This window comes from Solimonas aquatica (assembly GCF_900111015.1).
In the GTDB taxonomy this organism is placed as follows: domain Bacteria; phylum Pseudomonadota; class Gammaproteobacteria; order Nevskiales; family Nevskiaceae; genus Solimonas; species Solimonas aquatica.
The window spans coordinates 15,449-28,889 of the sequence record NZ_FOFS01000011.1; the positions used below are offsets into that span (position 1 = coordinate 15,449).

Annotated in this window: 9 protein-coding genes; all 9 read left to right on the plus strand. The window is 67.0% G+C overall.

What is annotated here, in order from left to right; translation table 11 throughout:
• The first annotated feature begins 69 nt into the window (after positions 1-69).
• The 9 genes from BMY12_RS13900 to BMY12_RS13940 all read left to right on the plus strand — a co-directional run bounded on the left by BMY12_RS13900 (position 70) and on the right by BMY12_RS13940 (position 13,386).
• Positions 70-849 (plus strand): enoyl-CoA hydratase-related protein, encoded by a 780-nt coding sequence (locus BMY12_RS13900; protein WP_093287799.1) that lies wholly within the window; start codon positions 70-72, stop codon positions 847-849.
• 15 nt (positions 850-864) lie between these two features.
• Positions 865-2,661 carry an acyclic terpene utilization AtuA family protein gene (locus BMY12_RS13905; RefSeq protein ID WP_093287395.1) on the plus strand — a complete coding sequence of 599 codons (1,797 nt, stop codon included), beginning with the start codon at positions 865-867 and terminating at the stop codon, positions 2,659-2,661.
• Between the two features lie 8 nt (positions 2,662-2,669).
• The gene (locus BMY12_RS13910; RefSeq protein WP_177189001.1) at positions 2,670-3,311 is read left to right on the plus strand and encodes a TetR/AcrR family transcriptional regulator; all 642 of its coding nucleotides are present in this window, start codon (positions 2,670-2,672) and stop codon (positions 3,309-3,311) included.
• The gene (locus tag BMY12_RS13915; RefSeq protein WP_093287400.1) at positions 3,308-4,798 is read left to right on the plus strand and encodes an acetyl-CoA carboxylase biotin carboxylase subunit; all 1,491 of its coding nucleotides are present in this window, start codon (positions 3,308-3,310) and stop codon (positions 4,796-4,798) included. The genes BMY12_RS13910 and BMY12_RS13915 overlap by 4 nt, the downstream gene beginning before the upstream one ends.
• A 184-nt stretch (positions 4,799-4,982) precedes the next feature.
• Positions 4,983-5,480: an acyl-CoA carboxylase biotin carboxyl carrier protein subunit gene (locus tag BMY12_RS13920; protein ID WP_093287403.1), complete on the plus strand. Its 498-nt coding sequence runs from the start codon at positions 4,983-4,985 to the stop codon at positions 5,478-5,480.
• 109 nt (positions 5,481-5,589) lie between these two features.
• Complete coding sequence (locus tag BMY12_RS13925; protein ID WP_093287405.1) at positions 5,590-7,197, plus strand: acyl-CoA carboxylase subunit beta; 1,608 nt, start codon at positions 5,590-5,592, stop codon at positions 7,195-7,197.
• 117 nt (positions 7,198-7,314) lie between these two features.
• A complete protein-coding gene (locus BMY12_RS13930) occupies positions 7,315-9,444 on the plus strand; it encodes a PQQ-dependent dehydrogenase, methanol/ethanol family (protein WP_093287408.1) in 2,130 nt (709 codons plus the stop codon).
• 268 nt (positions 9,445-9,712) lie between these two features.
• A complete protein-coding gene (locus BMY12_RS13935) occupies positions 9,713-11,467 on the plus strand; it encodes a S8 family peptidase (RefSeq protein WP_093287410.1) in 1,755 nt (584 codons plus the stop codon).
• 236 nt (positions 11,468-11,703) lie between these two features.
• Positions 11,704-13,386, plus strand: coding sequence for a S8 family peptidase (locus tag BMY12_RS13940; protein ID WP_218140208.1), 1,683 nt, complete (start codon positions 11,704-11,706; stop codon positions 13,384-13,386).
• The last annotated feature ends 55 nt before the right edge of the window (positions 13,387-13,441 follow it).

Sequence of the window (13,441 nt, forward strand, 5' to 3'; positions counted from 1 at the left end):
CGATCGTCACCCCGGGCCGGCATTGGCCGTGGCCGTGGCCGCGGACCCGTCATTTTTTTGGAGCGCAGCATGTCGCAAGTCCTGGTCGAGCACCGCGAGCAGATTCTCTGGATCACCATCAATCGCGAGGAGCGCCGCAACGCGCTCAATGAAGAAGTGGTGCGCAGCATCGACCGCGCGGTGGCGGAAGCCAACGCCGACGGCCGCAGCCGCGCCATCGTGCTCACCGGCGCCGGCGACAAGGCCTTCTGCGCCGGCGCGGATCTGGCCAAGAACACCAAGGGCTTCGCCTTTGCCGCCGACTTCGCGCGGCCCAAGCATTACATCGTTGATCTGTTCAAGCGTCTGCAGGAATGCACGCTGCCGGTGATCGCGCGCGTCAACGGTCATGTCATGGCCGGCGGCTTCGGCCTGCTCTGCGCCTGCGACATGGCGGTGGCGGCGGACGACATCCGCATCGGCACCACGGAATCGAAGATCGGTGTCACGCCGATGATGATCCTGCCCTACATGCTGCGCGTGCTGCCGGCGCGGCGCCTGCAGGAGATGTGCATCACCGGCGAGCAGTTCACCGCGCGCGAAGCGCTGGACTGGGGCGTGGTCAATTACGTGGTGCCGCGCGCCGAGCTGGACGCCAAGCTCGACTGGCTGCTGGCGCGCGTGACGGACAAGAGCCCCACCGCCATCCGTCTGGGCAAGCAGGCCTACAACGCGATGCGCGACATGAGCCTGCGCGAGTCGCTGGAGTATGCGCAGGTGATGGTGCCGGTGATGTCCTCCACCGAGGACGCCCGCGAAGGCATGGCGGCGTTTCAGGAAAAGCGTCCGGCGCGCTTCAGCGGCAACTGACGGATAAAGCCCCTCATGAGCAAGACACGAAAGGCGGAAGTGCGGATCGGTTGCGGCGCCGGTTTCTGGGGCGATTCGCCCGAGGCGCCCAAGCAGCTGGTGACCAGCGGCGAGATCGACTATCTGGTGCTGGACTATCTGGCCGAAGTCACCATGTCGATCCTGGCGCGCGCGCGCGCCAAGGACCCGGCCCTGGGTTATGCCACCGATTTTCCGCAGGTGGTCGCCACGCTGGCGCCGCAGCTCAAGGCGCGCGGCATCAAGGTGGTGTGCAATGCCGGCGGCGTGAATCCGCAGGCCTGCAAGCAGCTCATCGATGACAAGCTCAAGGCCGCCGGCATCGAACTGAAGGTTTCGGTGGTGACCGGCGATGATCTGCTGCCGCGTCAGCGCGAGTACGCCGACACGCGCGAGATGTTCAGCGGTGCGGCGATGCCCGAGAAGCTGTGGAGCATGAATGCCTATCTCGGCGCCTTCCCGATTGCACAGGCCCTGGATGGCGGCGCCGACATCGTGATCACCGGCCGCTGCGTGGACAGCGCGCTGATGCTGGGCGCGCTGGTGCACGAATTCGGCTGGCGTGCCGATGAGTTCGACAAGCTTTCCGCCGGCAGCCTGATCGGGCACGTGCTGGAGTGCGGCGCGCAGGCCACCGGCGGCATCAGCACCGACTGGGAAAAGGCCGCCGACAGCTGGGACAACATGGGCTTCCCCATCGCCTGGTGCCGCGCCGACGGCAGCTTCACCGTGGGCAAGCCGGCCAACACCGGCGGCCGCGTCGAGGTCGATACCGTGGCCGAGCAGATCGTCTACGAAATCGGTGACCCTTCCACCTATCTGCTGCCGGATGTGTGCTGCGACTGGCGGCAGGTGCAGCTCAAGCAGGTGGCGCCGGATCGCGTCGAAGTCACGGGTGCGCGCGGCCGTGCGCCGACGCCGTACTACAAGGTTTCCGCCACCTATCAGGATGGCTTCCGCAGCACCATGACCATGATGATTGGTGGCGTGGCGGCGGTGCGCAAGGCCGAGGCGGTGGCGGCGGCGATCCTCAAGCGCACGCGGCGCATCTTCGCCGAGCGTGGTCTGGCCGACTATCTGCGCACCGACGTCGAAGTGCTCGGTGCAGAGGCCAACTGGGGCGCCAATGCACGGCGCCGCGATACGCGCGAGGTGATTCTCAAGATCGCCGTGCATCACGCCGAGAAGGCGGCGCTGGAGGTCTTCGCACGCGAGGTGATTCCGCCGGCCACCAGCATGGCGCAGGGGGTGACCGGCTATGCCGGCGGACGGCCCACGCCGGCGCCGCTGGTGCGCCTGTTCTCCTGCCTGGTGCCCAAGAGCAGCGTGGCGATCACCGTGGACGGCGCCGCGTTCCAGGCACCGGCGCTCGCTTATGGCGATGGCGCGCCGCCGGCCGATGCCGGCAGCGCGGGCGGGGAAGTGGCGCAGAGCGAAGGTCCGACGCAGACCGTGCCGCTGATTGCGCTGGCCTACGGCCGCTCCGGCGACAAGGGCGATGCCTCCAATGTCGGCATCATGGCGCGGCGCGCGGAATTTCTGCCGCTGCTGCGTGCGCAGCTCACGCCCGAGGCGGTGAAGCGCTATTACGCGCACTGCGTCAAAGGCGCGGTGACGCGCTACGAAGTGCCCGGCCTGCAGGGCTTCAATTTCCTGATGCAGGAGGCGCTGGGCGGCGGCGGCATCGCCAGCCTGCGACATGATGCGCAGGGCAAGATGATGGCGCAGATCCTGATGGACTTCCCCATCGCCGTGCCGCAGCGCCTCATCGATCAGGGTCTGGTCCGCCTGTGAGGCGCAAGGTGCAGCGCGTGCACGCGCCGCGTCTGGCGCGCGAGCAACGCGTCGACGAGATTCTGCAATCGGCACGCGAGGTGTTCTGCGAGAAGGGCTTCGAAGCGGCGGCGGTGGCCGAGATCGCGGCCCGCATGGGTGCGGTGGAAGGCACGGTCTACAAGTATTTCCCGACCAAGCGCGATCTTCTGCTGCGCGTGCTGGAACACTGGTACGAGGAGATGTTTGGCGACTACACGCGCGATCTGGCGGGCGTGCACGCGCATCGCGAGCGTCTGCGCCTGCTGGTCTGGCGGCATCTGCGCTCGCTGCGTGATAAGCCCAAGCTCTGCCGGCTGATGTTCCGCGAGGTGCAGTCCGAGCGCGATTACCGAGGCACGGTGCTGCACGATCTCAACCGCCGCTACACACAGCTGCTGCTCGATGTGATCCGCGCCGGCGTGGCCGATGGCGAGTTTCGCGGCGACATCGCGCCGGAGCTGCTGCGTTCCATGGTCTACGGCGGCATCGAGCATCACGGCTGGAACTACGTCTGCGGGCGCGGCGAGCTGGATGTCGACGGCGTCGCCGATCAAATCATCACCGTGCTCTGCGAGGGCATCACCAAGCCCGCGCGCGCCGGCCACACCAAAACAGGAAAGAAGTCATGAGCATCCAGAACTGGCCCTTTCATACCGTGCTGGTCGCCAATCGCGGCGAGATCGCGGTGCGCGTGCTGCGCACCGTGCGCAAGCTGGGACTCAAGGGGGCGGTGGTCTATCACGCGGCGGATCGCAACACCGCGGCGGTGAAGATGGCGGATGTCGCCATCGAGATCACCGGCGCCACGCCGGTGGCCAGTTATCTGGATGGCGCGCAGATCATCGCCGCCGCGCAGGCCTGCGGCGCCGGCGCCATTCATCCCGGCTATGGCTTCCTGTCCGAGAACAAGAGTTTCTGCGAGGCCGTGGAAGCCGCCGGCATCCGCTTCATCGGTCCCACGCCGCAGCAGATCGAGCTGATGGGCGACAAGGTGCGCGCGCGCAACTTCGTGCAGAAGGCCGGCTTCCCGGTGGCGCCCTCGGCCATCGAGGATGATGACCCCGCCAGCTTCGTCGAACGCGCCCGCGCCGTGGGTGCGCCGCTGCTGATCAAGCCCTCCGCCGGTGGCGGCGGCAAGGGCATGCGCATCGTGCGGGATCTCGCCTTGCTGGCGCAGGAGATCGAGCGCGGCCGCTCGGAAGGGCAGCGTTACTTCGGCGATGGCCGCCTGTATGCCGAGCGCTACATCGAGAACCCGCGTCATATCGAAGTGCAGGTGCTGGGTGATGGGCAGGGCGCTGTGGTGCATGTCTTCGAGCGTGAATGCTCGGTGCAGCGGCGCTTCCAGAAGATCGTGGAAGAAACCCCTTCGCCGGCGCTGGACGCGGCCTTGCGCGAGAAGATCTGCGAAACCGCAGCCGGCATCGCGCGCTCCATCGGCTATCGCAATGCCGGCACCGTCGAATTCATCTTTGGCCAGGGCGGCGAGTTCTATTTCCTGGAAATGAACACGCGCCTGCAGGTGGAGCATCCGGTGACGGAAGAGATCACCGGCATCGACCTGGTGCACGAGCAGCTGCGCATCGCCGCCGGTGAAGCCCTGGGCTATGGCCAGACGGACGTGAAGTCCAGCGGGCATGCCATCGAGTTCCGCATCTATGCGGAGGACCCGGCGCGCGGTTACACACCGACGACCGGTCCGGTGCTGCTGCTGCATCCGCCGCAGGGCGAGGGCGTGCGCTGGGACAGCGGCATTCTGCAAGGCGGTGAAGTGACCTCGGCTTTCGATCCGATGATCGCCAAGCTGATCATCCGCGGCCGCGACCGCAGCGAGGCCATCGCCCGCGCCGATGTCGCGCTGCGCGACACCGTGCTGCTGGGCTGCAAGACCAATACCGCGTTCCTGCGCCGCCTGATCGCGCATCCGGCTTTTGTTGCGGGTGATGTGCACACCGGCTTTCTCGATGCCAATCCGCAGATCGCCGCCGAACCCGCCTTGCGCGAGGAGAGCCTGCAGGCCCTGCTGGCCGCTGCGGCACTGAGCACGCGACCCATGCGCGATGTCGCGGACACGGTGCCGGACATGCAGGCGGCGATGGGCGGATGGCGGAATTGAGGCCTGAGCGTCCCCCTCTCCCCAACCCCTCTCCCGCGAGGGGAGAGGGGCTTTACTGCCAGGGGAGAAAGAAGGCCTGCCGTGAACATCAAAGCCAACTCCCCTCTCCCCTTGCGGGAGAGGGGCTGGGGGAGAGGGGGCGGTGCCGCCCACAGGACTTCGCTTCAGACCAGGAGACGATCTGATGCAACACGCATTCAAGCTCGGCGAGGCCGAGCACAATCTGGCGCTGTCGCGCTCGGCCAAGGCTTATCGCCTGCATCTGGACGGGCAGCTCATCGACATCGATCTGAAAACCGGCGCCGATGGCCGTGCCTGGCTCACGGTGGGTGAACGGCATCTGCCGGTGGTGATCGCCACGCGCGGTGATGAGGTGTTCGTGCATCTGGAGGGCGAGGCTTACGCGCTGCGCTACCAGCACCCGCTGGACCGGCTCGCCGCGCAGGCGCACGGCGGCGCCGAGGACAGCATCCGCGCGCCCATGCCGGGCAGCATCGTGGCGCTGAGCGTGCAGGCCGGCGAGGCGGTGAGCAAGGGCCAGACCCTGCTGGTGATGGAGAGCATGAAGATGGAAACCACCATCAGTGCACCGCGCGACGGTGTGATCGCCGCGATCCGTTACGAGAAGGGACAGACCTTTGATCGTGACGCAGTGCTGCTGAGTCTGGAGCCGCTGTCCTGATCTCCTCACGGCGAATCGCGCATTCCCGCGCCCGCGGGAATCCACGGAATTCGCGAACCGTCAGCTGCCGGATTCCCGCTTACGCGGGAACGACACCTCCGAGAACCCCATGAAGCGCATCGAATCCAAGCTCAACACCGCCTCATCCGAATTCGCCGCCAATGCTGCGCACAACCGGCGCCTGGCCGAAGCCTTCCGCGAAAAGCAGCGCGCCGTGCGCCACGACCGCCCGCAGCGGGATATCGACCGCCTGCGCCAGCAGAACAAGCTGCTGGTGCGGGAGCGTCTGGAGCTGCTGCTGGACCCCGGCACGCCGTTTCTGGAACTGTCTTCGCTGGCGGCCAACGAGGCCTACGGCGGCGAGGTGCCGGGCGCGGCGGTGGTCACCGGCATCGGCATCGTCTCCGGACGCGAGGTGCTGATCAATGCCGGCGATGGCGCGGTCAAGGGCGGTGCCTGGTATCCGCTGACCGTGAAGAAGGCGGTGCGCGCGCTGGACATCGCCATCGAGAACCGCCTGCCGGTGGTGCATCTGTGCGATTCCGCCGGCGGCTTCCTGCCGCTGCAGGCGGAGCTGTTCGCCGACAAGTATTACGCCGGCCGCATCTTCCGCAATCAGTGCATCCTCTCGAAGATGGGCGTGCAGCAGGTTTCGGTGGTGCTGGGCCATTGCACGGCCGGCGGCGCCTATGTGCCGGGTCTGTCCGACTACAACGTGATCGTGCGCGGCACCGGCGCGATCTTTCTTGCCGGCCCGCCGCTGGTGAAAGCCGCAACCGGCGAGGAAGTGTCGGTGGAGGAGCTGGGCGGCTGCGATATGCATACCAGCGTCTCCGGCACGGCGGACTATCCGGCCTCCAGCGAGGAAGAAGCCATCGCCATTGCCCGCGACATCGTCGCGCAGTTCAAGCGGCCGCAGAAAACCCTCATCGAATATCTGCCGCCGGAAGCGCCTTACTACGATCCGGGCGAGCTGTACGGCGTGCTGCCGCGCGACATCAAGCAGCAGTTCGACATGAAGGAAGTGATCGCGCGTCTGGTGGACGGCTCGCGCTTTCACGAGTACCAGCCCAATTACGGCAAGACCCTGATCTGCGGTTACGCGCATCTCTGGGGTTACAAGATCGGCATCCTGGCCAACAACGGCGTGCTGTTCAACGACAGCTCGCTCAAGGGCGCGCACTTCATCGAGCTGTGCAATCAGAACAAGACGCCGATCCTGTTCCTGCAGAACATCACCGGCTTCATGGTCGGCCGCGAGTACGAGCGGCGCGGCATCACCAAGGACGGCGCGAAGATGCTGATGGCGGTGAGCTGCAGCGAGGTGCCGAAGTTCACGGTGATGTGCCATGGCAGCTTCGGCGCCGGCAATTACGGCATGAGCGGCCGCGCCTTCGACAGCCGCTTCCTGTTCTCCTGGCCGCAGTCGCAGATTTCGGTGATGGGCGCCGAGCAGGCCGCCAACACCCTGGCCGATGTGAAGATCCGTCAGCTCGCCAGAGAGGGCAAGAAGCTCAGCCAGGAACAGATCGACGCGATCCGCGATCCGGTGCTGGGCGAGTTCAAGCGCAAGCAGAGCGCCTACTGGTCCACCTCGGAGATCTGGGACGACGGCATGCTCGACCCGGTGGACACCCGCAATGCCCTGGGCATCGCGCTCTCGGCGGCGCTCAACACGCCCATCGCCGATCCGCGTTACGGCGTGTTCCGCCTGTAAGGCCCACCCTCTCCGGACGGTTGGGGTTTCGGCAATGCCGCTGCGCTAGCCTCGACGCAAGCTGGCGCAACACTGCGTGCGCCATGCCCCGTGAGCCCGAACATAGAGAGGAGAACCATGCCCGAATTGAGCAAGCGGCTGCTGCCGCTGTGCGCTGCCGCGCTGCTGGCGGCCTGCGCCGCCGAAGTGAAGCCCACCGCGACCGCAGCGCCGGCTGCAGTGCCGAGCGGTCCCGTCGATGCCGCGCGTCTGATCGCCGCCGACCGTGAGCCCGGCAGCTGGCTCAGCACCGGCCGCAACTACAGCGAGCAGCGCTACTCGCCGCTGGCCGCCGTCAACAAGAGCAATGTCGCGCAGCTGGGTCTGGCCTGGAGCTACAAGCTCGATGTGGATCGCGCCACCGAGGCCACGCCCATCGTCGTCGATGGCGTGATGCTGGTGACCTCCGCATTCTCCATCGTCACCGCGCTGGACCCGCGCGACGGCCATGAGCTGTGGAAGTTCGATCCCAAGGTGCGCCGCGATCTCGACCGCGACGGCTGCTGCGATGCCGCCAATCGCGGCGTCGCGGTCTGGCAGAACAAGGTGTATGTCGGTGCCTACGACGGTCGCCTGATTGCGCTGGATCTGAAGACCGGCGCCAAGCTCTGGGAGACCGACACCATCGTCGACCACAAGCGCAGCTACACCATCAGCGGCGCGCCGCGCGTGGTGAAGGGCAAGGTGATCATCGGCAACGGTGGTGCGGAGCTGGGCGTGCGCGGCTATATCGGTGCCTACGATGCCGAGACCGGCGCGCTGGCCTGGCGCTTCTACACGGTGCCGGGTGATCCTTCCCGGCCCGCCGAGAACGCCGCCATGGAGATGGCGCGCAAGACCTGGTTCGGCGACCAGTACTACAAGCTCGGTGGCGGCGGCACGGTCTGGGATTCCATGGCCTATGACCCCGAGCTGGATCTGCTCTACATCGGCACCGGCAACGGCTCCAGCTGGAACCGCAAGGTCCGCAGCGAGGGCAAGGGCGACAATCTGTTCCTGTCTTCCATCGTCGCGCTGAGGCCCGACAGCGGCGAATACGTCTGGCACTACCAGACCACGCCGGGCGAAACCTGGGACTTCACCGCCACGCAGAGCATCATCCTGGCTGACCTGAAGATCGAGGGCCAGACGCGCAAGGTGCTGATGCAGGCGCCGAAGAACGGCTTCTTCTATGTCGTCGACCGCGTCACCGGCAAGCTGATCTCGGCGGAAAAGTTCGTCACCGTGAACTGGGCGAGCAAGGTGGACCTGGCCAGCGGCCGGCCGGTGGAGTCGCCGGACGGCGACTGGACCAGCCAGCCCAAGCTGGTGTTCCCGGGCCCGCTGGGTGCGCACAACTGGCAGCCCATGTCCTACAGCCCGCAGACCGGACTGGTGTACATCCCGGCGCAGCAGGCGCCGTATCTCTACGTGCCCGACAACGCCCAGCGTTATTCCGGCCGTGGCCGCTGGCACACCGGTTCGGCGCCGCTGGCGGTGCCGGAAAACAACAAGGAGCTGCAAGGCATCGCCGGCCTCTACAAGGGCCAGCTGCTGGCCTGGGATCCGGTGGCGCAGAAAGTGGCCTGGAGCCAGGACTACGCGGCGATCTGGAACGGCGGCACCCTGGCCACCGCGGGCAATCTGGTGTTCCAGGGCACCGCCGACGGCCGCTTCGTGGCCTATGCCGCCGACAAGGGCGACAAGCTCTGGGAAACGCCGGCCAACACCGGCGTGATGGCCGGGCCGATGAGCTATGAAATCGACGGCGTGCAATACGTGAGCGTGGCCGCCGGCTGGGGTGGTGCGCTGCCGCTGGCGGCGGGTGCGCTGGCCGCGCCGGGCACCCGTGCCGATGCGCGCATCCTCACTTACAAGCTGGGCGGCACTGCCAGCCTGCCGGCGCCCAAGACCGCGGTCGCGCTGCCCCCGCCGCCGCCGCTCACCGCCAAGCCCGCCGTGGTTGCCAAGGGCCGTGATCTGTACAACGAGCACTGCGGCGTCTGCCACGGCGCCAGCGCCATCGGCGGCGGCGTGCTGCCGGACCTGCGCAAGCTCACGCCAGAGAAGCACCAGATCTTCGCCGGCATCGTCGCCGGTGCCTACATCGACAAGGGCATGCCCTCGCTGATGGACGTGCTCAAGCCCGAAGACGTGGAAGCGATTCATCAGTACCTGATCGCGCGCGCACAGGACTTGCATCGCGAGGCTGCTGCCGGCTCGCCCTGAGCCGCAGCGCGCGAGGCCGCGTCAAAAAGCTGTCGGCCATCATGGGTCGCGATCCGCCAGAATCGCGGCCCATGATGGCTTGCTGTTGCGCGAGTCGGGGTTTCACCCCGTCAGGCGTTTTCTGTAGCGCGTAGGCCGGTGCCGCCGTTCGGCGGCTGCATTGCGCGGTTTGGTCGTGCCTGCCCATGGCGGCGCACCGCGTGCTCCTAGCTTCATGGCTCATTGAATCAGCCGCGTCCGGCCGTCGGACGCACTCAGGAGCCAGCCCATGATCCGTGTCGGGAAACCGTCTTCTTCGTGTCTCGGCGCGCTGCTCGCGCTGAGCGCGAGCCTGCTCGCAGGCGCGGCCCTGGCCGACGCACCGCCGCAGCGGCTGATCGTGAAATACCGCAATGCCAATGTCAGTGCCGACGGCCCGGTCGGGCTGCAGGCCTTGCGCAATCCGGCGGCGCGCCTGGGGGTGGTCACCAGCCATCTGCGCGATCTGCAGAACGGTGCGCAGCTGATGAGTCTCTCGGGCCGGCGCCTGTCGCGCACGGAGCTGCAGCAGATGGCGCGTGAAGTGGCGGCGGATCCGAACGTGGAATACGCCGAGGAAGACCGGCTGCTGCAGCCGCAGATGACGCCCAATGACGCGCGCTACAACGAGCAATGGGATTTCTTCGATACCACGGCCGGCATGCGCGTGCCGGCGGCCTGGGATCAGGCCAGCGGCGCCGGCATCGTGGTGGCGGTGGTGGACACCGGTTATCGCCCGCATACCGATCTGGCCGTGAATCTCTACTCGGGCTATGACTTCATCAGCAACGCGCTGATCGCCAATGACGGCAGCGGTCGTGACAGCGACGCACGCGATCCGGGCGACGCGGTCTCGGCGGGCGAATGCGGCAACGGCAATGCGGCTTCCGGCAGCAGCTGGCACGGCACGCATGTGGCCGGCACCATCGCCGCCGCCGCCAACAACAGCATCGGCGTCGCCGGTGTGGCGTATGCGGCGAAGATTCTGCCGGTGCGCGTGCTGGGCAAATGCGGCGGCTATATCTCGGACATCGCCGACGGCGTGGCCTGGGCCAGCGGGGCCACGGTCAGCGGCGTGCCGAGCAATCCCAATCCCGCGCGCGTGATCAATCTCTCGCTGGGCGGCAGCGGCGCCTGCGGCAGCACCATGCAGAACGCCATCAACACGGCGCGCGCACGCGGCGCGGTGGTGGTGGTGGCGGCCGGCAACAGCAACACCGACGCCAGCAACAGCAATCCGGCGAACTGCTCGGGCGTGGTGGTGGTGGCCGCCACCAATCGCAGCGGCGGCCGTGCCTACTATTCCAACTACGGCAGCATCGTCGATGTGGCCGCGCCCGGCGGCGCGATGTCCTCGGCCAACGATCCCAACGGCATTCTCTCCACGCTCAACACCGGCAGCACCACGCCGGGCAGCGACAGCTATGCGCTGTATCAGGGCACCTCGATGGCGACCCCGCATGTCGCCGGCGTGGTGGCGCTGATGCTGTCGAAAAATTCCGCGCTGACGCCGGATCAGGTCGAGACCCTGCTCAAGAGCAGCTCGCGCGCCTTCCCGGCCACCTGCAGCGCTTGCGGCGCCGGCCTGGTCGATGCCAACGCGGCGGTGACGGCGGCGATCGGCGGCGCGCCCGCCAGCAGCGGCGGCAGCAGTGGCGGCGGTTCTTCCAACGTCAGCAACAGCGGGTCCTGCGCCAGCGGCTACACGGCCTACAGCGGCACGCTCAGCGCCAGCGGCTCGGCCTATCTGCCGACCAGCAGCGGCTACTCGGTGGCGACCTCGGGCCTGCATTCGGTGCTGCTCACCGTGCCGGCCACCGGCAACTTCGATCTGTATCTGCACAAGCAGGTGTCGGGGGCCTGGTCGCAGGTGACGGCGGCCGCCACCGGCGGCGTGGGAGCCTCCGAATCGATCAACTACACCGGCAGCAAGGGCGTGTATCGCGTGAAGGTGGTTGCGACCAAGGGCAGCGGCGCCTATCAGGTCTGCCTGAAGACGCCGTAAGCGCCGGCGAACTGCTGCAGCACCAAAACCCGCGGCCGGAATGCCGCGGGTTTTTTATTGCCTTCGTGCCGGGCTTTATCAGCATTTCGCCTACTGGGTGTAATCCACCACTTGCAAGCTTGTAGGTGAAATCCTTACCGTACCGCCACCGCGAGGGAAAGCGCGGTATCCCCCAACACCGAGGAGCGTTCTTCATGACTCGTCGCATTGCTGCGGCTCGCACAGCCGCGGTCCGGATGTTCTTGTGCCTGTTTCTGCTTGCTTCATGGGTTGCTGCGGCGCAGGCCGCGCCGCCGCCGCAAAGACTGATCATCAAGTACAAGAACAGTCTGCCGCTGAGCGCGCGCCTGCGTGGTGCCGACCGCGGGGTATGGGCCACGCCGGCCGCACGCGCGGGCGTGCAGCTGGCGCGCCTGCGCGCCCTGCACAACGGCGCCGACCTGCTGCGCCTGTCCGGCCGCCAGCTGGAAGGCCGCGAGCTGTCGGCCCTGCTCACGCAGCTGGCTGCCGATCCCAATGTCGAGTACGTGGAAGAGGATCATCTGCTGCAGCTCAACTTTGTGCCCAACGATCCGCGCTACAACGAGCAGTGGGATTTCTTCGAGTCAGTGGCGGGCGTCAACGCGCCGCGCGCCTGGGATCAGGCCACCGGCAGCGGCATCGTCGTGGCGGTGGTGGACAACGGCTACCGCCCGCACGCCGATCTGGCCGGGCAGATCATTCCCGGCTATGACTTCATCAGCGACGCCACCATCGCCAACGACGGCAATGGCCGCGATCCCGATCCGATCGATCCGGGCGATGGCGTGGCGGCCGGCGAATGCGGCTGGCTCTCCAAGGAACAGCGCAGCACCTGGCACGGCACGCATGTCTCCGGCACCATCGCCGCGCGCAGCAACAACGGGCTCGGCGTGGCGGGCATCGCCTTCAACGCCAGGGTGCTGATGGTGCGTGCGCTGGGCAAGTGCGGTGGCTACATGTCCGACATCGCCGATGCCGTGGCCTGGGCCTCGGGCGGACATATCGATGGCGTGCCCGACAATGCCAATCGCGCCCGCGTGATCAATATGTCGCTGGGCGGACAGGGCATGTGCGACCGCACCATGCAGAACGCGATCAACACCGCGCGCGGCAACGGTGCGGTGGTGGTGGTGGCCGCCGGCAACAGCAAGGCCGATGCGAGCTACTTCAACCCGGCCAGCTGCAGCGGTGTGATCACGGTGGCGGCGGTGAATCGCAGCGGTGCGCGCGCGGCCTATTCCAACTATGGTCCGGTGGTGGACATCGCCGCGCCGGGCGGCGAGAAGACCTCGGTCGATGATCCCAACGGCATTCTCTCCACGCTCAACGCCGGTCTGAGCACGCCCGCCGAAGACAGCTATGCCTTCTACCAGGGCACCTCGATGGCGACGCCGCATGTCGCCGCCGTCGCGGCGCTGGCGCTGTCGAGGAATCCGGCGCTGAGCCCGGATCGCGTCGAGTCCCTGCTCAAGCGCACCGCGCGGCCGTTCACCGCCAGCTGCGATCAATGCGGTTTCGGCATCGTCGACGCAGCGGCTGCGGTGGCCTCGGCCAATGCCAATCTCGGCGGCGTGGCCAGCTGCCCCACCGGCTACAAGCAGTACGACGGCGTGATGAGCCAGTACGTGGCGGCGTATCAGCCCGGTGTCGATGGCTATGTCGCGGCGGCCGGTCCGCAGTCTGTGATTCTGATCGGCGACAACGGCAGCAACTTCAATCTGACCCTGGAAAAGAAATACCAGAGCCCGTACTACAGCTCCTGGATCTATGCCGCCAGCAGCTTCACGTATGGCAATCGCAAGGAGCTGAGCTACAACGGCGCGGCCGGCAGCTATCGGGTGCACATCGACGCCTACTTCGGCGGCGGGGCCTACACGCTCTGCGTGAAGTCGCCGTAAGCGCAGCGTTCCGCGCCCAACAAAAACCCCCGCGGTGCGAGCCGCGGGGTTCTCC